Origin of the sequence: Shewanella youngdeokensis (genome assembly GCF_033180165.1) — a bacterium.
Classification (GTDB): domain Bacteria; phylum Pseudomonadota; class Gammaproteobacteria; order Enterobacterales; family Shewanellaceae; genus Shewanella; species Shewanella youngdeokensis.
This window is the reverse complement of sequence record NZ_CP136522.1, coordinates 311,480-332,248: the sequence shown is the minus strand read 5'-3', so window position 1 is coordinate 332,248 and position 20,769 is coordinate 311,480. Positions and strand designations below refer to the sequence as shown.

General features: G+C 43.5%; 21 protein-coding genes. 6 read left to right on the top strand and 15 right to left on the bottom strand.

Annotation, left to right across the window (positions count from 1 at the left end):
• Nucleotides 1-171: 171 nt before the first annotated feature.
• The 10 genes from RGE70_RS01445 to RGE70_RS01400 form a co-directional block, all read right to left on the bottom strand.
• Entirely contained in the window at nucleotides 172-1,020 is an 849-nt protein-coding gene (locus RGE70_RS01445) for an ABC transporter permease (protein ID WP_310469777.1), read from the bottom strand.
• On the bottom strand, nucleotides 1,017-2,018 hold the full coding sequence (locus RGE70_RS01440) for an ABC transporter ATP-binding protein (RefSeq protein ID WP_310469776.1): 1,002 nt from the start codon (nucleotides 2,016-2,018) through the stop codon (nucleotides 1,017-1,019). The genes RGE70_RS01445 and RGE70_RS01440 overlap by 4 nt, the downstream gene beginning before the upstream one ends.
• Complete coding sequence (gene nosD, locus RGE70_RS01435) at nucleotides 2,011-3,378, bottom strand: nitrous oxide reductase family maturation protein NosD (RefSeq protein WP_310469775.1); 1,368 nt, start codon at nucleotides 3,376-3,378, stop codon at nucleotides 2,011-2,013. The genes RGE70_RS01440 and nosD overlap by 8 nt, the downstream gene beginning before the upstream one ends.
• A gap of 20 nt (nucleotides 3,379-3,398) precedes the next feature.
• On the bottom strand, nucleotides 3,399-3,884 hold the full coding sequence (locus RGE70_RS01430) for a nitrous oxide reductase accessory protein NosL (RefSeq protein WP_310469774.1): 486 nt from the start codon (nucleotides 3,882-3,884) through the stop codon (nucleotides 3,399-3,401).
• Nucleotides 3,885-4,021: 137 nt separating this feature from the next.
• Nucleotides 4,022-4,969, bottom strand: coding sequence for an NrfD/PsrC family molybdoenzyme membrane anchor subunit (gene nrfD, locus RGE70_RS01425; protein WP_310469773.1), 948 nt, complete (start codon nucleotides 4,967-4,969; stop codon nucleotides 4,022-4,024).
• Between the two features lie 2 nt (nucleotides 4,970-4,971).
• Nucleotides 4,972-5,676, bottom strand: coding sequence for a 4Fe-4S dicluster domain-containing protein (locus tag RGE70_RS01420; protein ID WP_310469772.1), 705 nt, complete (start codon nucleotides 5,674-5,676; stop codon nucleotides 4,972-4,974).
• 53 nt (nucleotides 5,677-5,729) lie between these two features.
• The gene (locus RGE70_RS01415; RefSeq protein ID WP_310469771.1) at nucleotides 5,730-6,452 is read right to left on the bottom strand and encodes a tetratricopeptide repeat protein; all 723 of its coding nucleotides are present in this window, start codon (nucleotides 6,450-6,452) and stop codon (nucleotides 5,730-5,732) included.
• Nucleotides 6,453-6,500: 48 nt separating this feature from the next.
• Nucleotides 6,501-7,286: an FKBP-type peptidyl-prolyl cis-trans isomerase gene (locus tag RGE70_RS01410; protein WP_310469770.1), complete on the bottom strand. Its 786-nt coding sequence runs from the start codon at nucleotides 7,284-7,286 to the stop codon at nucleotides 6,501-6,503.
• Between the two features lie 60 nt (nucleotides 7,287-7,346).
• Nucleotides 7,347-7,775 (bottom strand): rhodanese-like domain-containing protein, encoded by a 429-nt coding sequence (locus tag RGE70_RS01405; protein ID WP_310469769.1) that lies wholly within the window; start codon nucleotides 7,773-7,775, stop codon nucleotides 7,347-7,349.
• Between the two features lie 73 nt (nucleotides 7,776-7,848).
• A complete protein-coding gene (locus tag RGE70_RS01400) occupies nucleotides 7,849-9,882 on the bottom strand; it encodes a multiheme c-type cytochrome (protein WP_310472889.1) in 2,034 nt (677 codons plus the stop codon).
• A 593-nt stretch (nucleotides 9,883-10,475) separates the two neighbouring features.
• On the opposite strand from RGE70_RS01400, the gene RGE70_RS01395 reads away from it, so the two are divergent.
• The 6 genes from RGE70_RS01395 to RGE70_RS01370 all read left to right on the top strand — a co-directional run bounded on the left by RGE70_RS01395 (nucleotide 10,476) and on the right by RGE70_RS01370 (nucleotide 15,401).
• A complete protein-coding gene (locus tag RGE70_RS01395) occupies nucleotides 10,476-12,470 on the top strand; it encodes a heme lyase CcmF/NrfE family subunit (RefSeq protein WP_310469768.1) in 1,995 nt (664 codons plus the stop codon).
• On the top strand, nucleotides 12,454-12,939 hold the full coding sequence (locus RGE70_RS01390) for a cytochrome c-type biogenesis protein (RefSeq protein ID WP_310469767.1): 486 nt from the start codon (nucleotides 12,454-12,456) through the stop codon (nucleotides 12,937-12,939). The genes RGE70_RS01395 and RGE70_RS01390 overlap by 17 nt, the downstream gene beginning before the upstream one ends.
• Nucleotides 12,932-13,555: a TlpA family protein disulfide reductase gene (locus RGE70_RS01385; protein WP_310469766.1), complete on the top strand. Its 624-nt coding sequence runs from the start codon at nucleotides 12,932-12,934 to the stop codon at nucleotides 13,553-13,555. The genes RGE70_RS01390 and RGE70_RS01385 overlap by 8 nt, the downstream gene beginning before the upstream one ends.
• Nucleotides 13,556-13,687: 132 nt before the next feature.
• A complete protein-coding gene (locus RGE70_RS01380; RefSeq protein WP_310469765.1) occupies nucleotides 13,688-13,948 on the top strand; it encodes a hypothetical protein in 261 nt (86 codons plus the stop codon).
• Nucleotides 13,949-14,088: 140 nt separating this feature from the next.
• Nucleotides 14,089-14,667, top strand: coding sequence for a nucleoside triphosphate pyrophosphohydrolase family protein (locus tag RGE70_RS01375; RefSeq protein ID WP_310469764.1), 579 nt, complete (start codon nucleotides 14,089-14,091; stop codon nucleotides 14,665-14,667).
• A gap of 263 nt (nucleotides 14,668-14,930) precedes the next feature.
• Entirely contained in the window at nucleotides 14,931-15,401 is a 471-nt protein-coding gene (locus tag RGE70_RS01370) for a 2TM domain-containing protein (protein WP_375087885.1), read from the top strand.
• A gap of 80 nt (nucleotides 15,402-15,481) precedes the next feature.
• Here the strand turns inward: RGE70_RS01370 and RGE70_RS01365 are convergent, their stop codons facing one another.
• From RGE70_RS01365 to RGE70_RS01345, 5 genes are all read right to left on the bottom strand, one after another.
• Nucleotides 15,482-15,667: a hypothetical protein gene (locus RGE70_RS01365; protein WP_310469763.1), complete on the bottom strand. Its 186-nt coding sequence runs from the start codon at nucleotides 15,665-15,667 to the stop codon at nucleotides 15,482-15,484.
• A gap of 115 nt (nucleotides 15,668-15,782) precedes the next feature.
• Nucleotides 15,783-16,319 (bottom strand): hypothetical protein, encoded by a 537-nt coding sequence (locus RGE70_RS01360; RefSeq protein WP_310469762.1) that lies wholly within the window; start codon nucleotides 16,317-16,319, stop codon nucleotides 15,783-15,785.
• Nucleotides 16,320-16,680: 361 nt separating this feature from the next.
• Nucleotides 16,681-17,544, bottom strand: coding sequence for a 4-hydroxybenzoate octaprenyltransferase (ubiA, locus tag RGE70_RS01355; RefSeq protein ID WP_310469761.1), 864 nt, complete (start codon nucleotides 17,542-17,544; stop codon nucleotides 16,681-16,683).
• Between the two features lie 107 nt (nucleotides 17,545-17,651).
• Entirely contained in the window at nucleotides 17,652-19,817 is a 2,166-nt protein-coding gene (gene uvrD / locus RGE70_RS01350) for a DNA helicase II (RefSeq protein ID WP_310469760.1), read from the bottom strand.
• 129 nt (nucleotides 19,818-19,946) lie between these two features.
• Nucleotides 19,947-20,300 (bottom strand): RidA family protein, encoded by a 354-nt coding sequence (locus RGE70_RS01345; RefSeq protein WP_310469759.1) that lies wholly within the window; start codon nucleotides 20,298-20,300, stop codon nucleotides 19,947-19,949.
• Between the last annotated feature and the right edge of the window lie 469 nt (nucleotides 20,301-20,769).

The following is a 20,769-nucleotide window of genomic DNA, read 5'->3' as shown; positions in this document are numbered from 1 at the left end:
TAAATTATAGAGACTGAGATTAATTGCTAATGTGACCACAAGCGCAATTCATTGAAGCCGGTGACGAAGTAGATATCATTGTTCACAAAATGAAAAGGATTTGGGATCTAGCATTGCTTTTTTGTTGGCATCAGGCAGTTAAATCTAACTGCCTTGATACAATTACCCTTTTTATAGAGGCTTTCGACTGAATACTCGCTGAGAAATTAACGTTAAAACAGCGACCCAGCCACACATCATTAAATACAGCGCGGCTAATCCGTAGTCAATATCGGCAATCATAGACAATGCCGTACCACTATTATGGGCATCTGCCGTAACTAAATTTATCGCCCGGTAGAGGTCTGTTGGGTTCAACGCGATAAGAATATTAAGCAATTGTTCATTCATAAAGCCAACATCAGACACCAATGCCGTCAGTAATAGCAGATCATAAATCAACACAAAGAAGAACCAAGCAAACAGCAGCCCAGCGACTGCTTTGGCTTTTTCACTGGCACGTAAACTAACGATGTAACCAAGCAGGATAAAAGTCAGCCCAAGTAAATTACTACTGACAATAAACTGCGAAAATACGCTAACCACTTCTATGGCAGAATAGTTATCACCACCTAGCATCAACAATAGCGCTGCAGTTAATCCAAACGCGCAACTGGTCGTGACTAGCATAACTACTGCGTGCCCTAACAGTTTACCCAATAAAATTTCGGTTCGACTGACCGGGTACGACAGCAACAACAGTAGCGTGCCGGCCTCTTGTTCGCCCACAAAGCTATCGTAACTAAGCAAAATAGCCGCCAGAGGAATAATATAAACCGCAGTTGTCGACAGACTCGACATTAAGCTGGCTAACGGCGGCAACGCCACTTCTCCGGTTACAGCGCTACCTGCAAATGTGATTGATAGCGATAACAGTAAAAAAATACTTCCCATAAATGCAACCCAGCGGTTACGTAAACTATCACGCAACTCTTTATGGGCAATAACCACTATGGGCATGGTAGATAGTGTACGGTTCATAATGAGCTCTGGCGTGCTGTAGAGGTAAATAAAGACTGTAACGACTGTAGCCAACCCTTGCTGGCCATAGTCAGTTCGCCGTTAACCGCCGCAACGTTAGGCGCTTGTTGCTGCATAAAGTGGTGATACATCACAGCTAAGCTGGGCTCTATAACGTTAAAGTCGGTGCAATTTTTTTGTTGTACCAAATACTCAACCACCGCTTTGCGCTCATCTGCACCAACCCATAATGCCTGCTGATGACTCAAAGACTGTAAATAAGTATCGCCCTGTACCAGTCCAGCAAAATTGGCGAGTTTAATTTGCGTCTTAAGGCCACTGGCTTGGCGTAAATCGTCAAGCGAGCCAAAGCCAACACGACGACCGCCAGCCAGTAACAGCGCGCTATCGAGGTGCTGCTCTACAATGGCTAACTCATGGGTACACACAATAACTGCGCAGCCTTGTTGCTTGAGTGATTCAATTTTCTCATATAGAAATTGCGACGCTTGCGGGTCAAGCCCAACGGTCGGTTCATCAAGTAGCAGTATATCTGGATTAGACAAAATAGCTTGAGCCACACCTAGGCGTTGCTTCATGCCTTTTGAGTAGGTTTTTAGCTGTCGATGCTGAGCGTATTCCAGCTCAAATTCACCAATCAACTGCTGTACTCGTTGTGGGTGGATCCCTTTTAATGCCGCAAAATAGCTGAGCACTTCTTTGCCAGTTAATTTATCGTAAAAGCTCACATCTTCGGGCAAGTAGCCCAAATTAACCGACTGCCCTGCAACCGAGCTTCCCCGAATAGTTAACTGGCCAGAGGTGGGTTTAATCAACCCGAGGATCAGTTTAATCAAACTCGACTTACCAGCACCATTATGGCCCAGTAACGCTAGGGTTTGCCCTTGATACACTTCAAGATTAATGTCTTGTAATGCATCAAAATCACCAAAGCGTAAACCGGCATGTTCAACACTTACCATGGGCGCGTTATCAGCTTGGCTCGTATTATTATTCATCGGCAAACTCACTTTTGGCTATTAGGTCGGTGTTAGGTTGATGATGGACTACGTCATCAAATAAAGGGTTAGATACATTTTCAACCGTGATGGGTTGCATCAATGGAAAGTCATCGTAAATACCTGTGGCACTCAATACCGCCAACTGCGACTCTACCCAACGCAATAGGCTTACAATAGGGCTGTTCATTAAAAATTTAGCTTCTGGATAACGCCAAAACAGCTTATCCATTGAGTCATTAGGCTGATAGCGCTGATCACCAATCCCGTCTTGTCCGTGGTCCCAGCCCATATAGCCGCTCCAGTAATTACCGCGCCCTTGCTGGCTCCATTGCAGTAATTCGTCACCGACGTATTTTACCTGAATCAGATTATCAATAAAGTTGTTGCCATATATTCGGTTTTTTTCGCCGCCCATCGCCATGGCAATACCAATGTCGCTGCGGGCAAACTCATTACCGTGAATTTCGTTATCTAGCGCACCGTAAATGAAGATGGCTCGCCCCTCGTTGCCTAGTGTAGCGTCACCTTGGGGGTTATGAATATTGTGGAGTACGTTGTACTCAATTCTGGCACCATTGGTGATATTTAATAGCACACCGTACTCGGTGGCATTTTGCGCCCAGTTATGATGTAAGTACACAGACTTAGAACTCATGATGGCAAAGCCACCACTGACATCTTGACTATAATTACCGTACGCTTCGTCGTTTTCGCTGTACATGTAATGGATGCCATATTGCTGCTGATAAAAGCGATTATTAGTGACTAAGCTACCTTTACTCGACTCAATATACACCCCGTCTCTAACCTGCTTTATGTGATTAAATTCGATCAGCGCTTGCTCAACCCGATTAAGGTAGATGCCGTCTCCTCTGTCGAGGATATGCAGTTGCGAATTGCCAGAAATGTGGTTGTGACTAATGGTTAAAGCCTGACTATGGTCAGCACGGATCCCAAAGCCATCTCCATGCAATTGGTTGTGCTTAATGGCGATGTTGGCGGTGTTTTCGTCAATCAAAATGCCGGCATTACGCTCGTATAAATCAGCGCCCCAATTTTGAATGATGAGGCCGTCAATCGTGACATTATTGGCGGCGATCTTGATGGCGCAGCCTGAGCCTTGAGCGTCAATAATCGCCCCTTCATGACCGGTTAGGGTGAGTGCTTTATTGATTTCAAATTGGCCAAGATAATGCGCAGGCAGTAGGGTAAGTGTGTCGCCAGCGTTGGCGGTCAATAATTTTGCAGCTAACTCGCTGCTGGAGTTAATGGTCCATGTTGCCGCGATAAGGGGATGGCTAAATACTAGCGTACAGAGCATCATAAAACGTGCGAAAACATGGGCCATTTTTAACATTACAGTCAACCTAGCGGGAGTTATTTACCTGCAAGTAGCTCGGTATCAATATCGTCATATCTCAGCACAATACCACCGAACTGCTCAGCAAACTCTGCTGCAGCTTCTTTACTACCAAAACTAGCAACAGCGGGCCCCATAACGGCTTTTTTACTCGTGCCGTATACGTACCATGCCGTTTTAGCATCAATGAAAGCGCTATCTTCAGGTGCAATCCAATCTGTTTGGGCAACGTCATGAACAAAAAGGTGTGTCACTTGACGCTTATTTTCACTTTGAAGTGCAAAATTAAACATATCGCGGGTTGAACAGAATTTAGGAGTTAACTCTTTACCTTTGAGGTGAACTTGACCTTTAGGTCCTGGGAACTTTTTAATCATCATGCCACACATATGGCAGCGATCATGTTCATGAATAGCTTGAGCTTCTACTGCAACTGTATCGCTCGCGTTCTGACCGCAGGCAAACAACAAAGGTAGTAACAGCAAGCCCAATAGTTTTTTCATTAACGACCTCTATTTTTCTCTATTTTTCTCTATTTTTACAACGATAGTGGCTTTCAGCTCACCCCCTATCAACCTTCCGGGAGGGCAGGTTAATCGGGAGCAAGCCTACTCACAATCAATCAATATACGGCGAACAATTAAATCGCAAAGTTCTGACCAGCATATAAAATGAACAAGCGCAGGCACATCATGCCAGCAACAGCACATAGCCCTGAAGCATAAAATGCTTTAGCTGAATGGCTAAATGACTTAGGCGTAGCAAAGTTCAACAAGATTGGACCAGCAAAACCAACACCAATAACACCAATCCAGAATACCGCAGCCCAACTACCGGTAGTGAAAGCTGTTGCCGCGTATTGTGCGCCAGCATTACCTGTCAGTAGAGACATTGCAATCATTGCAATGAACATGATTTCTGCAAACATAATTGGCCATTCAGCACCATGCAGTATGTTCATGTCATCACTATGAAGGTCTTCTTTGAAGAATTTAACGGCAACCATTTTGGCTGATGCTGCACCCGCTGACATCCCTGAAGCAATAAATAGCGCCGGTAACACTGACGTATTTATAATAGGGAAGCGGATCAACGCTGAAATAAGGAAACCAGTATAAGCACACACTGCTAATGCTAATATTAATACCAGCACTTCAATCGGCTTACGAACCGTTTTCAATATTCCAAATAGCGGTGCCAACACGTTAAGTGCAGGAATAGCACGTATTTCGTCTTCTAGCGCCAGGAAAGCCACAACTGCTGTTAACGGGATATAAACTGTTAAGGCAACAACACCGACAGACATCACAGAGTTAAAGTTGTAGAAAACCAAAATTTTCCAGAAGAACAGCGGGTTGGTCAAATCGAGAACCAAACACAGCATGCCCACAGCAATTGTTACAAATGAGATAACGGTTGCCGCTTTGTAAAATGGAGTATTTTCAGTCTGTTTTTTGTAAAAACGAATAAATATCGCAGTCGCTAATGCACCACCAGAAATACCCGCAAAAAACAGATAGACAGCAATCGGCCAAGGCCACGCAATGCCTTCAGACAACCCCATAGTAAAATCAATAGTTCCGTCCATAGCTACACCCCTAACTTAACAATTGGTATGTATCTCAAGCTTGGCTCGGTACCGAAACCAGGCTTAATGCGTACCGAATCCTTCACTCTTAGCAATTTGCTAACGTAAGAGGTTGGATCGTTTGCATCACCAAAGATCAAGGCGTCATAGCGACACTGTTGTACACAAGCTGGCAACTCACCTTTGACTAGCTTAGTGTTCAAGCAGAAATCACAGTTTTCAGCGACATCGGTCTCATGGTTAATGAAGCGCGCATCGTATGGGCAAGCACCAATACAGTATTTACAACCTGCACATTTCGCTTTATCCATGGTAACAATACCGGTCTTTTCATCTCTATGAGCAGCGCCCGTAGGACAAACAGTGACACAAGGTGCGTTTTTACATTGCTGGCATGAAACACGTACATATTTACGTTCGCAGTTACAATCTGTTTTACCGCAATGAGGACAAGCAGCTCCAGCAACACCACCAGATTGTTGTTCCATCACCAAACGCGCTTTGTCACCTGGCAAGTTGTTAGTGACATTACAAATGTCCTTACACTCACCACAACCAGTACATTTGTTCTGGTCAAACACCATTACATAATGGGGTTTATTTGCATCTGACTCCTCTTTGACTGAACTGCACCCTAAGGGCGCTATTATCAAAGAGCTGGCTCCCAAACACTTAAGGAACCTCCGTCTCTCTATATTTTCACTCACAGCATCCTCCATCTATCAGCTGTACCGCTGACCTGTTTTTTATTGGTGTGACTTTACTCAGATGCAGTCACTGAACGATTAGCTATTTTTTGCTCGGTTTTTAAAATTGCATTATTAATCGCAGCTCGATTAAAGCTCTGACTCGGGCTACGAAGTAAGATCTGCCAATGGGCAATGGCCTTTTCGTAGTCTTTGTTTAGGTATGCATCTGTTGCGATAAGCAGCAGCGATTGAAAATCAAATTCATCTAACGCCAACGCTCTGGCGAGAATGACACTGGTTTCAATACTCATGGTGCGGTTATCGCGGTAATACATAGCAGATGCTTTCAATCCTAGGGTTTTAGGGTCATCGCCACTCAGGGCTAGTACCTTGTCTAAAGTCTCTACCGCTTTGGCGTATAAACCGCCTTCGGTATAGGATTGAGCTAAATTTAATAATGCAATTTCGTTGTTAGGTTGCTCATACGCTTTCCGTGCATTTTTATTGATATCTGCGGCGATCAGATAATCAATGTGTTCGTCAACAACTCCTTTGTCCCATTCTGTGAAACGTCCAAGTTGGCTATATATCACCAACGGTAAAACAATTAACACTACAGAAACTGCTGTTGGTACAGTTCGATTTACGGCGACAGCGGTGTCTGTATTGCGCGTAGAATCGATTGTCAATTCAGGTGTTGCTAACTGCAAATGACGCGCTTGACGGTGGTGAAACCACACAAACGCAACCGTGCACATTAAACAAAACCCAATACCAACAGCAAGAATACTCATAGTGACTCTCTAATTCATTTAAAACTAAGCAGTTAAGAGCGCCAACGACTAATGAACTTTACCCATCATGCCGCCCATGCCCATACCACTTAAACCCATACCCTTAGAGTTTTCGCCAGGTGCTTCCACCTTAACTAGCTCCACTTCAAAAATTAGCGTTGAGCTTGGTGGAATCATGCCAACTTGCTCTTTGCCATAGGCTAATTCAGATGGGATTGAAAACTTGTATGTAGAACCCTCATTCATCAATGGGATCCCTTCTTGCCAGCCTGGGATAACGCTCATTAACGCAAAGCGGTTAGGCTCATTACGTTCGTATGAATTATCAAATTCAGTACCATCAACTAGGTAGCCTTTGTAATGAACCGTCACCACGTCTTCAGCTAGTGGTTTGCGGCCTTCACCGTTTTTGATCACTTCATATTGCAAGCCAGACTCGGTAACTTTAACGCCTGGAAGCTTTTTGTTATTGGTTAAAAAGTTGCTGCCGGCAGTCATGTTTTTCAGTGCGATTTTCTCGATGGCAGCAGCTTTAGCAGCATTTAAAACTTCAGCACGTTGATTTAGGTAAGTCAGAATTTCATCGTCAGAGAACTGCGGTGTATTCTTCAGTGCGTCCATCACACCTTCAACAACTAGAGCAACGTCAACTTCGGCACCCAGCTGGGTTTGGCTGTAAATTTGGCTTGAAACGTACTTACCTAATGAAGCGCCAATACTGTATGACTCTTTTTGAACATCGGTTGTCATTTCAGTTTTTGCCATGCTGCTAGCAGAAAGAAAAAAGGAAAGTCCCGTCACAACAGCTATTGAAGTTTTTGTAAATTTTTTCATTTTTATCATCTCGTTATATAAAAAGTTCATTCATAAAATTGGTTACACAACATCCATCTGCTAAGGTTTTTCTGTTACTCGGTTTGATAACCGCCAACCATATATTCCATCGGGCATCTGTCTTACGTTGGTATAGCCCATTTTCATTACCGCTCGAGCGGCAATTTCACTTGCATTACAGAGACGATTAGCGCAGTAAAAAATCATCTGCGAAGCTTTATCTTTTGGTAGAAGCTTTTTCCAATCTTTTACATTGAAATAGACTGCACCGGGAATAAACCCTTGTGCCCATAACTCCAACGTATTGACGTCAAAAAAGTACACACCCTCTTGGCCTAACAAACTATCCACTTCTCTGAGGCTGATAGTATTTAGCGGTTGGTCATAGTGAGGAGCGGGTCCCATTTCAGAGCCACCACCGGCAACACAATTGGCAGCGCTAGCGAGTAATGTGATTGTAAGTAGAATTTGACCAAGTGTTTTTTTCATAAATATTTCTCTATATTGCCCCGACACTCAGTATTACTGTTTTGAGTGTCGGGACGATTAACCGTTATGCTGCTTATTTAGCGGCGTAACCTGAACCATCAAGGATGTTTTGCGCTTGTGTAACATAAGTTAGCGCTGCATCTAGACGTTTCTGGCTGTAACGGAAGCCATGAACACCCCAAGAACCATCATCAGTGATTAGGTCAATTGTTTCTTGAGCCTTTTCAGCCAACATAAGCACTTGAGTTTTATCAGCAGTAGATAACTTGGTTACTTCAAGAAGCTTGTCAATGCGCTCTAGAGCCACTGTCACTTCAGCGTGTACAGCTTTAACAGGCGTTTGCATCTTCATCACTTCGCCATAGATCTCTTCTTGGTCTTCGTAGTGCAGACCAGTCTCAAGTTCTGATTGGAACTGACTGTGACAACCTTGGTTTTCAACTACATCATGGTCAGAGATAGAAGTACGAGCACAAGACCACATTAAGTCTAAGTAAGTACGACCTTCTTCATTCTTAGAAATAGTCCAACCTTTGCTTGCTTTAGGACCTTGAGTACGTGGCTTGCCTTCAGGTGGGTTAATTGTTTTACGCTTAGGATCTACGTCAATTTTCCACATGTGAGCTTTACGTACAGAGTCAAAACCAGCTTGGTCAGGGAACTGCATTGCCTTGAAGTTTTCACAGCTACCCATGTTAGGCATGTGACAGCTTTGACACGTTTGCTTGTTATGAGTAAGCGTGTTGTCAGCGATTAGAGCTTGTGATTCATGACAATCTTTACAATCTGCTTTCAACTTAGGTTTAGTGAAACCAGACATCCAGTCACCATCGGTAACTTCATGTGGATCATGACAAGTAGTACAACGCATACCTTTTTCGTAATGCATAGAGCTGTACATTTGTGACCCTTCAGTACCACAAGATGGGCAAAGAGATTTCATCTTCACACCAAAGGCGTATTCGCCTTTTTCTTGGTTTTCTGGAGTGTCCATAAGAGCAGGGTTGTACTGGAAGCGTTGGTGACAACGTTCACAGTTAGACTGCATGCCACCAGTACCGCCATCTAAGTGACCGCCTGCGCCGTGACATTCTTCACAAGCAATACCTTTACTGATGGTGTGCTTTTGAAGTTCTTTAGGGTTACCTAAAGCATTGAAGAACTCTTCCTGGCTCTTGAAGTCAAATTTGAATGAGTGACAAATTTCACAGTAAGAACTTGCTGGTTGGAAAAGCATTTCTTTCTCATATTTAGCACCGTAAGAACTCATGCCTTTTTGATGAGAACCTGAACCACCAAATGCCTCTAGGGTTGTTGGGAATTCTGGGATAACAGCGTTAATTTTCTTCGCCATATCGTCGGTGAGCCATTCAGCCCAACCACGAGAGAACTGGTTAGCACCTGCAACCATTTTACCAGTGCCGTCTTTTAGTAAGCCGTCACGAATATGGTAAGTACCACGAACCAACCAACCATCGATGTAACCATATTTAGTACGTGGAGTACCGATAGTTGCATAGATAACGTCTGGTGTAATACCGTCAGCTAGGATAGACGTATCTTTTGTGCCGTACATTGGCTTTTTAAGATCGTTACCAACTTCTGGATGCTCACCTGGGAAACGAACTGTTTTAGCATGGCGCGAACGTTGCCATTTTTCATACTGAGTAGCATGACATTCAGCACATTTTTCTGGGCCAACAAAGTTGTTTGGGTAATCCAAAATTGATTTAGCACCTAAGCGGTATTGTACTGCGCGAGGCTTACCGTCTTTAGAGCTGTAATCTGGGCTATGGCCAGTATCTAAATATTCTTCACCACGGTCACTTATATGGTAGTCACCAATTAAGTTACCTTCTTGCTGGTATTTAAATAACGGATGATTTTCGAACAAGAAATCAAATAACTCTTCTTCTTGAACAATATAATCTTGTAGTGTTTTAACACCGTTGATTTCTTTTGTACCTTTGTAATTTGCAATCGCTTCTTTAGCTGTATGACCCATTTCAGGTACGCTATTGTATTTTCCACCACTAGCGTTTGCATTAGCAATGGCACCAAAACAAAACAGCACGCTTAATGCTACCTTGTGTTTCCATCGTCTCATCATTGACTCCTACTTATCATCAGTATTATTTTAAATTTTGACTGTATTTATATTGATACACATTGAATTAAGCTTTACCTGAAATAAAATTGATTTCACCGAGTAATCAATTCCACTATCAACAAACGCCACTTAAATCCAATATGGTTTACAAAACCTAACCGTTCACCGAACGACTTAAACAACTGAGCAAGCGTCATTATCCGGATAATGTTGCTAAAGAATATGCGCTAGTGCACAAAAAAAAATGCATTAGTTGTCATAACTTATCAAAGAAACCACATCCAATTAAAACAATAACTTACAACAAAAGTAGAGTTTTATCTTTTAATCATTCACACTTTTTTAGATATAAAAAACATCTTAAAGGCCGAGTTTATATATTAAAATTTAATGTTAGAAGTAACCACAACCTAGAGTTTGAGCTTGGTCGCATTATCTTTGTTGTTTCTAACTTAGGATTAAATAAAGTTAAATGACATTCATTTTCATATAGAATAAATAATAAGCAGCCCCAATATTTAGCACCATCACACTTATATAAATCCCCTTATATATAATATATTCCTAAATGATGAATTAAAGGCAAAGTTATGGTTCCAGAGATAGGTTTATTACTACTGATAATAGCGACGACTTTATCAATAGTTTTGTCTTCAATAACAATCTACGGTATCAAAATAAATAGTAAATACGTCCTTAGCTACACAAAGCCCATCACTGTTTTGATGTGCATCACACTGATTGCTTCAATATCATCACTTGCTTATAGTTTTCTAACTAATGACTTTTCTGTAGCGTATGTTGCTAATAATTCAAACACTCAACTTGCAACCTTATATAAAGTCGCAGCCGTGTGGGGCTCGCATGAAGGGTCAATGCTTTTTTGGGTGGTAGCGATTGCGATTTGGAGCGGAGTTATAATTTGCCGCGCACCTGAAACTGACCAGCACTTTCACCATAAGGTTATTGCCGTCACCGCACTGTTAATATTGGGCTTTTGCCTGTTCCTACTGTTTACTTCAAGTCCTTTTGCACGGATGCTGCCTGATATTCCGATTGAAGGTAAAGACCTTAACCCAATACTGCAAGACATCGGCCTAATCATTCATCCACCGCTGCTTTTTCTAGGTTATGTTGGGTTAACCATTTGCTTTGCCGGTGCCGTGGCAGCCTTACTGTCTGGCGGGCTAACCCAGCAATATGCTCGCTACCTGCAGCCTTGGGCGATATTGGCGTGGGTGTTTTTAACTGGCGGTAATGCTTTTGGTTCTTGGTGGGCTTACAACGAATTAGGTTGGGGAGGATGGTGGTTTTGGGACCCTGTTGAGAACGCCTCATTCATCCCTTGGCTTGTGTCTACAGCCTTGCTGCACTCACTGATCATGACTGCAAAACGTGGCATTTTAGGCTCTTGCAGTATCTTTATGGCGATTTTAGCTTTCTCATTATGCTTATTAGGCAGTTTTTTAGTGCGCTCTGGCGTGGTGCAGTCGGTACATGCATTTGCTTCTGATCCGACTCGAGGCTTGTCAATTCTGATGTTGCTTGTCGTCTTTTCAGGTGCTGCGCTAACCCTATTCGCGCAGCGCACTCCACTTAAAGCGGCGCCGCTAACCTTTACCTTGCGGTCGAAAGAAAGCCTAATTTTATTAGGTAACATGCTGCTGGTCATTGCCGCGATTTCGATACTACTAGGCACATGTTACCCACTGATCTTTGAAGTTATCACCGGTTATACCATTTCAGTTGGCGCGCCCTATTTTAATAGTATATTTGTGCCGATTGCAGGGCTGATTTTTTTACTGATGGGTTTTGCCCCTCTGCAAGCGTGGCAACAAGGTAGCAAGATTAACGCATCAATTGTGTTAGCGATTGTGTGCTTTGTTATGGCTTTACTGGCTACTTATATCTGCGCAGATAGCTTTAATGCATGGCTATTATTGGGCTTATTTTCTGCCTTATGGATAATCTGTGCCACCGGCCTTGCCATAGTACACAAAATTGCGGCTAAGCCCTGCGCAGATAATGCCAGCACTCACAGTGTCCGTTTTTACGCCATGTGTATTGCACACATTGGGGTGGCAGTATCGATACTGGGCGCAACTATGGTGTCTAATTTTGAAACCGAAGAGCTGCTACGTATGGGGCCTGGTCAGGGTAAAACCATGGGGCAGTACAGCTTTATTTTTGAAGAAACCCAAGCCGTTGATGCCAAAAGCTACACCGCCATTCAAGCTCAAATAATGGTGGTCGATGAGCAAGACAACTTCGTCACCTACCTTTACCCGCAACGACAAACGTTTAAAACCAATGCCATGGAAATGTCGGCAGCCGGTATACAAAGCGGATTTTTTGGCGACTTATATGTGTCAATGGGCCAACAGCTCACCGACAACCCTGGCTTAAACAATAACGAATACCTGATCCGCATTAGCTATAAGCCCTTGGTCAACTGGATCTGGTACGGCGCAATGTTGATGATGTTTGGCGGACTAATCATTGTCATTTGCACCCAAGTAAAACGCGTTAAATCGCGCTCAATAGCACCACAGCAACAGGAGCCATGCAATGAATTTGCATCATAAGTGGCTAAGCAACATAGCAAGCAACCACGGCGTTCTGCGCCGCTTATTGGCGTTACTTATATTGCTACCGTCATTGGTGGTAATGACAGTAAGCGCTGACATTAACCCTGCACCAATCCAATACAGCAACGAGCAAAAGCGCGATTTAGGCTTTGAAATAGCGCGGGAACTACGCTGCCCCATGGCAGTAAACCAAAACCTTTATGACTCAAAAAGCAAAATAGCCAGCGAACTAAAAGGCCAGATCTTTTTAATGCTTGATGAAGGCCAATCTAAAGCCGCCATCATCGACTTTATGGTTGAACGTTACGGTGAAAAAATCCGCTACTTGCCTTCGTTTAACAGCAATACATTGGTGCTATGGCTACTACCGTTAATACTGGTGTTACTCGCCGTTGCTGGACTCATTTTCTTTATAAGGCCAACGCTAAAAGCGCAACAATCTAATCAGGACATCACCCATGACTAATTCGGCAACTCGCCCATTTTTATTCGCCAAGCAAGCGCTAACCTCTTTGTTATCTATCGCAGCTTTGGGCTTAGCGTTGGCTAGCCCTGTGCATGCCGCCATTCCCACCGTAAAAGTGTACAGCACCGGAGACCCCATCGAAAAGCCGATGATTATGTCGCGCTTTATCGAGATGAGTGCAGCACGAGAAGTACCCGATGTCAGTTTTAAAGATAGCGATGGCGGCTCTGTTAACTTAAAACAGTTTAAAGGCAAAGTGGTGATCGTCAGTTTATGGGCCACATGGTGCGCCCCTTGCTTACAAGAGATCCCGATGTTTGAAGCCATTAGGCAACGTAATAAAGACAATGACCTCGTCGTGCTGCCAATCTCTATTAATGAAGACAGCGACCAAGTCGCAGCCTTTTTAGAACGCCATGATTTGGGTTACTACAAAACCTGGCTCGATCCACAAAAGAACATCGACAACGTGATGCCAGCAGATATTGTGCCAGCAACTTACGTATTTGATGGCTCGGGCAACCTCATCGGATTTTTACGTGGCTACCTCGACTGGAGCGACAAAGACGTGCAACCTTACCTAGAAAAGCTCATTAAAAAATACGCTAAACGATAAGCCCAATTCATTAGCAACGGCTAGGCAGATATTAACTTCAGTATCTGCCATTAGCACGCTAGCACGAGCCAATGACTGTTTTTTACACTCAATTGCGTTACAGTCATATTTTAAACTTAACGAGTTCGAGCAATGGAAGTGTTTAACATTAGCCGTATAACCACCCCAAAAGGGATCTTCAGGCTAGCAGGCATAGCAGACAACACACCTAATGCTACAACCTTAATTTCGGTCACCAGCCTTGATATCCTCAGTACCGATGGCTGGCAAGCGTTAGCAGTAAGTACAGATTCGGTACAAGCCATTATTCAGAGCATCCAACTCCAAATTATTGACCACCTGCAGGTCGACAACCCGCCACGATTACAATCACCAGAGACGACCAAACGCTAAAATCAATCAACATACATCGTTTACAATAATGCCCTCACCAAGCTGAACCGAGCACGAGTAGCAATTCAAATCCGTGGCTTTCAATTTAAAGAGCACTTCATTACTATGGCCAGCAATGACTCATACCAAGGATATTACCAATGAAACTATCTGCTTTAGACCAAGCCCTTTTTGACCACCTGTATCGTGATATTCATGAGTTTCGTGCAACGTTCGACCTACCAATAGCCGATACGGCATCGTTAGATGATATAGCCGACACCTTACATACCTCTCTTGCAATTGAAGAGCTAACAGAGCTTGCCGAAGCCGACAGCCGTGTTGAGCAAGCTGACGCAATTGTTGATTCGGTTTATGTATTAATGGGCCGCTTAGTGCACCTTGGTGCGACCAAAATCAGCGATCGTCTTGAGATCAGCTATGTTATTGACTTGCTATTACATGTAGCCAAAAACCGCGAAATCGATTTTGTCAGCTGCTGGGATGAAGTGCACTCAAGCAACATGAGTAAAGTGTGCCGCAACCAACAAGAGCTGGCCGAAACAATCGCATTTTACGCCGAGCAAGGTGTTGAAATTGTTGGCAGCAGCAAAGGTGATTTTATTATTGCTAAGTGCGCTAAAGATGTTGATATGAATGGTAAAATTGTACGCCAAGGCAAAGTGTTAAAATCGGTTTACTATCGTCCTGCAGATTTAGAAAAGTTAGTGAAGGCTTAATATCTATCTGCCAGCTCCTCTCACTTTGCCAACCGATGATTTAAGTAATAGTAAACAGCTAAAGATAATAGCTGTTTACTGGCATTCGTTTAAAAAAAGCTAACCAAATAAAGTTTAAAGTCTTATATTCAAACAATACCAACAAGATTTAAAACCTTATTAAATTATTGAAATTTAATAAGTGTCAGGTCATTGTCGCCCTTATGACGTTACAGCAATCGTTTGTGGTAGGTAGTATTTGTCCGAACAGCAGAAGGGATTAAATGATGATAGTTAGGAAGTTAAGGTTGCAACGTGGCTGGTCGCAAGACCATTTATCTCAACTAAGTGGGTTAAGCGTAAGAACAATCCAAAGAATTGAGCGCGGCCAAAATGCGGGTCTTGAGTCTTTGAAATCTTTAGCTGCTGTATTTGAAATCCAAGTAACTGACCTTCAAATGGAGCCACAAATGAACGATGCAATTAAAGTAACTGCTGATGAAAAAGCAGCCTTGGAACAAGTAAGAAAAATAAAGGGTTTCTATTCCAACTTAATCTCATATGTGTTGGTCATTACATTACTCTTTATCATCAATTTTATCACTAACCCTAGCTATATTTGGGCATGGTGGCCAGCACTAGGCTGGGGCGTTGGTATAGCATGTCATGGGTTAAGAGCCTTTGAAATATTAAATTTTTTGGGACCCGATTGGGAAAAGAAACAGGTAGAAAAACGCTTAGGTAGGAAGCTGTAAGTTCAACATCACCAGATGACTGGAGGGGTTAACCTCCAGCTCGCATGCCAAAGCATGCTTAGCACCATACCCTGACAAACTCACCCAGCTTTGGCGAGCTCAACCTTGGTTGTACCAGCCCCTATGGTAAGACGCTGTTCAAGCTCGGCCGCTAATTTTTCTGGGTCACTGACAACGAGTTTAAGCTCACTTATCGGTTCGGGTAACTGCCCAAAACCACCAAAATAGGTTTGCGATTGGCTAAATTTAAGCTGTAAGTTCGCCACAAGTCCTAGCCCTGAACAACAACGCCGCCCAAGCTCCCCGAATGCCGCCGTAATGCAAAAGCGATACTCGGTTTGGTTTTATCGATATGACTCTGGCCGTAACACAACAAGCCAGCTAAATGGGCTCTGCGCCGCGTTGCTCAATGCGTAAAATACAGGGGGTTTTAATCTTAATAATACTATTGTTATGCACCAACTCATGCTCATACCATTGTATGTATAAACGGAGTTTAGCGTTGTCGTTAAATTCATTAGTGTTATAAAAGCTGCGGTAGCAACGAGCGTGTTTTAAGTAGCCAGAATGGTATAGCTTTAAGGTGCGCTCACCTATGTGGATCTCCCTAAAGTCGACCCCATGAGCTGAGTTATACGGAAAATGATAACGACCATATTGATAACTGCCGTCGAGAACCTCAATGTTTTGGCCTTTCGTTAATATCGAACTAATTTGTAGCGCATTAACGCGGCTCGTTAAACATACGCCACTGACCAAAACGCAGCAAAATACCGCCACAACCCAACGAGCGACCCCTTGCGGTTTACACAAGCAAACAACAGCCCAAATAACAAAAATTAGCACGGCCACCAGCAACAATGCCAGTTCGTAGTTTGCCCATTGGCCCGCATCAAATGAAGTTACCCAATATGTCATACCCAGCCTCCATACAAACAGCTCCACCTGCTTGCTCAATATTGCTAAATACCGGTCACCTCGAACCTTTAATCATCGCTAATGGCGCCAAGCATACTTAACTGCCTCGCAAAATGACTTTGTTTTGACCGGTATATATTCATATGGAATGGCGCTAAAAACAGCGGAAGTACCGCAGTAATCAAGCCAACATCGTACATTTACGACTCATTAAGTATAGACAGTTTTACTCAGTGTCCAGCAGGTTTGACGAGGAACTCTGGGGTTAAATAAGCTCAATTTTAGGCATAAAAAAACGTCTTCACTAGAAGACGTTTATTATGATGACGTTAGCGTAAAGCACGCGCAAACAGTGCTCCAATCAAAAAACTAAATAATCTAATCCGAGTGCTATAAAGAGTGATAGCCCCGCCCAATTATTGTTTAAAAAAGCTTTAAAGCATGGCGCGCGGTCACGGCTGTAAATCAATTTTTGCTGGTAAAATACAAAGCCGATAAATGCCACAATACCAAGGCCGTAGATCGCGCCTCGCTCGGCAATAATCCCCGCTACAATAAAACACACCAACGCCGCAAACTGAAATGCAGCAATAATTTGCCGATCAAATCGACCAAATAAAATTGCAGTTGATTTAATGCCGACCTTTAGATCGTCATCGCGATCGACCATGGCATACATGGTGTCGTAAGCCACAGTCCAACACCAATTGGCGGCAAATAACCACCAAGCTTCAACCGGTACAGTACCGGTTTGAGCGGCGTAGGCCATGGGAATAGACCAGCTCCAAACTGTACCCAAAAACATCTGCGGCATATTGGTGTAACGCTTGGTAAAAGGATAAATAATGGTAAGAATAATGCCAATAACCGATAGTTTAACCACCAGCAGGTTAAGCTGTAACACAAGAAAAAAAGCAAACAAGCCCATGACGGCAAACAGTAACAATGCTTCTTTACTGCTTGCCTCGCCACTGGCTAGAGGTCGAGATTGAGTGCGCTCAACATGTGCGTCCAGGTTGCGGTCGGCGTAATCATTAATCACACAACCACAAGCACGCATGACCACCACGCCAACCATAAATATCATTAGCACTTTGACGTCGGGCATACCGCCAGCCGCAAACATCAATGCCATTAAGCAGGGCCATAGTAACAGTAAAGTCCCTATCGGTCGGTCCAAGCGACTCAGCCGCATATAAACATCTAATTTATTGCTTAAATTCATTTTATGAGGCTCTCCTAAAACGGCTTTGGCCTTTAGTTTATACCTCCATTATGACTAAGCTGAACCAGTATTCAACCGCTATGGTCAATCTAATGTAAATAGTGTTACTACTTCTTTTCTAAGCGTGCGTAAGCGATCACTAACCATTTACTGCCAACATCTAAAAAGTTAACCTGAATACGGGCTTGCGCACCACTCCCTTCGTAGTTGGTCACAGTACCTTCACCAAATTTAGGGTGGTTAACCCGCTGGCCAATCTTAAATCCTGACTCATTAAAGGCGCTGTCTTGTTTGCCAAAGCGAGTACTTACTGCGGGCGCTTTGACTTCGGTGCGCATACGGATCTCTTGTACAAACTGCTCTGGGATCTCTTTTACAAAGCGAGACGGCCTAGCAAAACTCTCTCGGCCATATATACGTCGAGATTCAGCATAGGTAATGTACAGCCGCTGCATCGCACGCGTCATACCAACGTAGCAAAGACGACGCTCTTCATCGAGCCTGTCACCTTCTTCTATTGCCATTTGACTCGGGAACAACCCTTCTTCAACACCGGCCATAAACACCATTGGGAACTCTAGACCTTTAGCTGAGTGCAATGTCATTAACTGCACTGCATCGGTAAATTCGTCAGCTTGGCCTTCACCCGCTTCTAGTGCTGCGTGAGACAAAAAGGCATTTAACTCACCCATATCTTCAAGATCTTCTGGCACCACAAAACTGCGGGCTGCGGTAACAAGCTCTTCTAAGTTCTCAACTCTTGCTCTGGCCTTTTCACCCTTTTCAGTTTCGTACATTAACTTAAGGCCAGACTGCTGAATGACATGATCGGTGCGTCGGTGTAATGACTGCTCTTCAGTGTCGACTCTTAAAGCCACAATCAAGTCCATAAAGCCACGCACGGCATTTGCAGCACGACCACTGAGAACCTTTTCATCAAGCAAACGAACACATGCGTCCCATAGCGTCAGCTCTTGTTGGCGAGCCGTTGTTCGCATGATCTCTAGCGTTCGACCACCAATACCACGTGCCGGCGTGTTAACTACTCGCTCAAATGCGGCATCGTCATTTTTATTGCTGATAAGCCGTAAATAGCCCATCGCATCTTTAATCTCTTGGCGTTCGAAGAAACGTAAGCCACCATATATACGATACGCAATCCCTTTATGTAGCAATGCTTCTTCTAGCACGCGCGACTGGGCGTTTGAGCGGTACAAAATAGCGCAATCTTCTAACTTACCGCCTTCATCTTGCCAGTCGTTAATTCGACCAACAATAAAGCGGGCTTCGTCCATTTCGTTAAACGCACAATAGAGGCCTATCGGCTCGCCGTCTTTATCGTCAGTCCACAGCTTTTTACCCATACGATCAGGGTTGTTAGCAATCAGTTCGTTAGAGGCGTTCAAGATATTGGCGCTCGAACGATAGTTCTGCTCCAGCCGAATCGTTTGGGCAGCGGGAAAGTCGCCTAAAAATTTATGTAGGTTTTCAACCTGGGCGCCACGCCAACCATAAATGGACTGGTCATCATCACCAACAATCATTACGTTTGCCGTTGAGCCTGCAAGCACACGGATCCAAGCGTATTGAATGGCGTTAGTGTCTTGAAACTCATCCACCAAAATATGCTTAAAACGGTCTTGGTAGTGGTCTAAAATGTGTGGTTTATTGAGCCATAATTCATGAGCCCGTAATAAGATTTCGGCAAAATCAACCAAACCCGCACGATCGCAAGAGTCTTGGTAGACCTGATAAATTTTAAGTAAGTTTTGCTCAATCGGAAAACCACCCGCATCGATATGCGACGGGCGCAGACCCAAATCTTTTTTACCGTTAATATAACCTTGAGCTTGTCTTGGCGGGTATTGCTTTTCGTCCAAATTAAGGCTTTTTAGAATGCGTTTAATCAAGCGTAGCTGATCATCTGAATCTAAAATTTGAAAGCTTTGCGGTAAGTTGGCGTCTTTATAATGTGTGCGCAGCAGTCGATGAGCTAAACCGTGGAACGTACCGATCCACATGCGACTCATGTTACTACCAGCCACTTTTTCAACACGCTCACGCATCTCTTTAGCGGCTTTATTGGTAAAAGTCACCGCTAAAATGGCATAAGGACTTTGCTGTTCGACCTGCATCAGCCAAGCAATTCTGTGAGTTAACACTCGAGTTTTACCGCTGCCCGCGCCAGCTAAAACTAACATACTGGATTGCGGCGCGCTTACGGCTTCACGCTGCTTGTCATTTAGGCCGTCGAGTAAAGAAGATACGTCCATTATTGCCTCCAAAAAAATCAATGAAGCAGTATAACAGAACCTAGATTCTATTCACGACCGATTGCTTAAGTAAGCCCGCCAAACAAAAATGAACCGTTACGGACTAAATACAGCTTTACTGCTGTCGATTTATACTTTTTCAGCAGCCACAATCGACACCTCAACTAATAAGGCATCACGCGCCATTTTTGCCGCCACACAAGCTCGTGCAGGCGCATAGCCTTCTGGCACCCATGCGTCCCATACCGCATTCATTGCGGCAAAATACTGCATGTCTTTTACATAGATAGTCGCTGACAGAATATGCTCTCGATCACTGCCCGCTTGCAGTAATAAAGCGTCCACTTTATCGAGCATTGACTGAGTCTGCTCGGTGATCCCTTGCGTTGCGTCTTTACCTACTTGCCCACATAAATAGACCGTACCGTTATGCTTCACAATACGGCTCATACGGTTATTGGTTTCTACTCTTTCTATATTCATATTTAACACTCGCTTATGGGGTAAATAGCTAACAATTAAGGCTGGCAAACTTGCCAAAATTCAATCAATTTTCCATTTAATAATACTTATCATTCAGGCAGATGATTTATTGTTGAATGGCTTGTTCCCAGTTTAAGAAATTAGATCCTATACTTAAATGCAAGCACCGTAATCATGGATTGATTTTTCATATTTTTTAAAGGATTAAAATGTTCTCGATATCGAGCCTCTGTAGCACTTTACGCATATATATTCTGACTCGCCAATCTTGGCGACTGTTGATGCGTAACCATAACGTAAAGACTCATCCAAGCCCCTTTCCCAATAAGCTTACCTTTTACGGTGTTTTAAGCTCATTTGGCATTCTCGTTAATTTTTTAATCTTTAGGCTCACATCAAACCGCGGCAGTAAATCACTAGCCCAGTTCTTGAATGCCATCAAGAACCGCGGTGCTTAACAACTTGAGTT

Coding starts and splice junctions, on each gene's coding strand:
- RGE70_RS01445 (WP_310469777.1), bottom strand. CDS start 1,020: ATGAACCGTACACTATCTACCATGCCCATAGTGGTTATTGCCCATAAA.
- RGE70_RS01440 (WP_310469776.1), bottom strand. CDS start 2,018: ATGAATAATAATACGAGCCAAGCTGATAACGCGCCCATGGTAAGTGTT.
- nosD (WP_310469775.1), bottom strand. CDS start 3,378: ATGTTAAAAATGGCCCATGTTTTCGCACGTTTTATGATGCTCTGTACG.
- RGE70_RS01430 (WP_310469774.1), bottom strand. CDS start 3,884: ATGAAAAAACTATTGGGCTTGCTGTTACTACCTTTGTTGTTTGCCTGC.
- nrfD (WP_310469773.1), bottom strand. CDS start 4,969: ATGGACGGAACTATTGATTTTACTATGGGGTTGTCTGAAGGCATTGCG.
- RGE70_RS01415 (WP_310469771.1), bottom strand. CDS start 6,452: ATGAGTATTCTTGCTGTTGGTATTGGGTTTTGTTTAATGTGCACGGTT.
- RGE70_RS01410 (WP_310469770.1), bottom strand. CDS start 7,286: ATGAAAAAATTTACAAAAACTTCAATAGCTGTTGTGACGGGACTTTCC.
- RGE70_RS01405 (WP_310469769.1), bottom strand. CDS start 7,775: ATGAAAAAAACACTTGGTCAAATTCTACTTACAATCACATTACTCGCT.
- RGE70_RS01400 (WP_310472889.1), bottom strand. CDS start 9,882: ATGAGACGATGGAAACACAAGGTAGCATTAAGCGTGCTGTTTTGTTTT.
- RGE70_RS01395 (WP_310469768.1), top strand. CDS start 10,476: ATGGTTCCAGAGATAGGTTTATTACTACTGATAATAGCGACGACTTTA.
- RGE70_RS01390 (WP_310469767.1), top strand. CDS start 12,454: ATGAATTTGCATCATAAGTGGCTAAGCAACATAGCAAGCAACCACGGC.
- RGE70_RS01385 (WP_310469766.1), top strand. CDS start 12,932: ATGACTAATTCGGCAACTCGCCCATTTTTATTCGCCAAGCAAGCGCTA.
- RGE70_RS01380 (WP_310469765.1), top strand. CDS start 13,688: ATGGAAGTGTTTAACATTAGCCGTATAACCACCCCAAAAGGGATCTTC.
- RGE70_RS01375 (WP_310469764.1), top strand. CDS start 14,089: ATGAAACTATCTGCTTTAGACCAAGCCCTTTTTGACCACCTGTATCGT.
- RGE70_RS01370 (WP_375087885.1), top strand. CDS start 14,931: ATGATGATAGTTAGGAAGTTAAGGTTGCAACGTGGCTGGTCGCAAGAC.
- RGE70_RS01360 (WP_310469762.1), bottom strand. CDS start 16,319: ATGACATATTGGGTAACTTCATTTGATGCGGGCCAATGGGCAAACTAC.
- ubiA (WP_310469761.1), bottom strand. CDS start 17,544: ATGAATTTAAGCAATAAATTAGATGTTTATATGCGGCTGAGTCGCTTG.
- uvrD (WP_310469760.1), bottom strand. CDS start 19,817: ATGGACGTATCTTCTTTACTCGACGGCCTAAATGACAAGCAGCGTGAA.
- RGE70_RS01345 (WP_310469759.1), bottom strand. CDS start 20,300: ATGAATATAGAAAGAGTAGAAACCAATAACCGTATGAGCCGTATTGTG.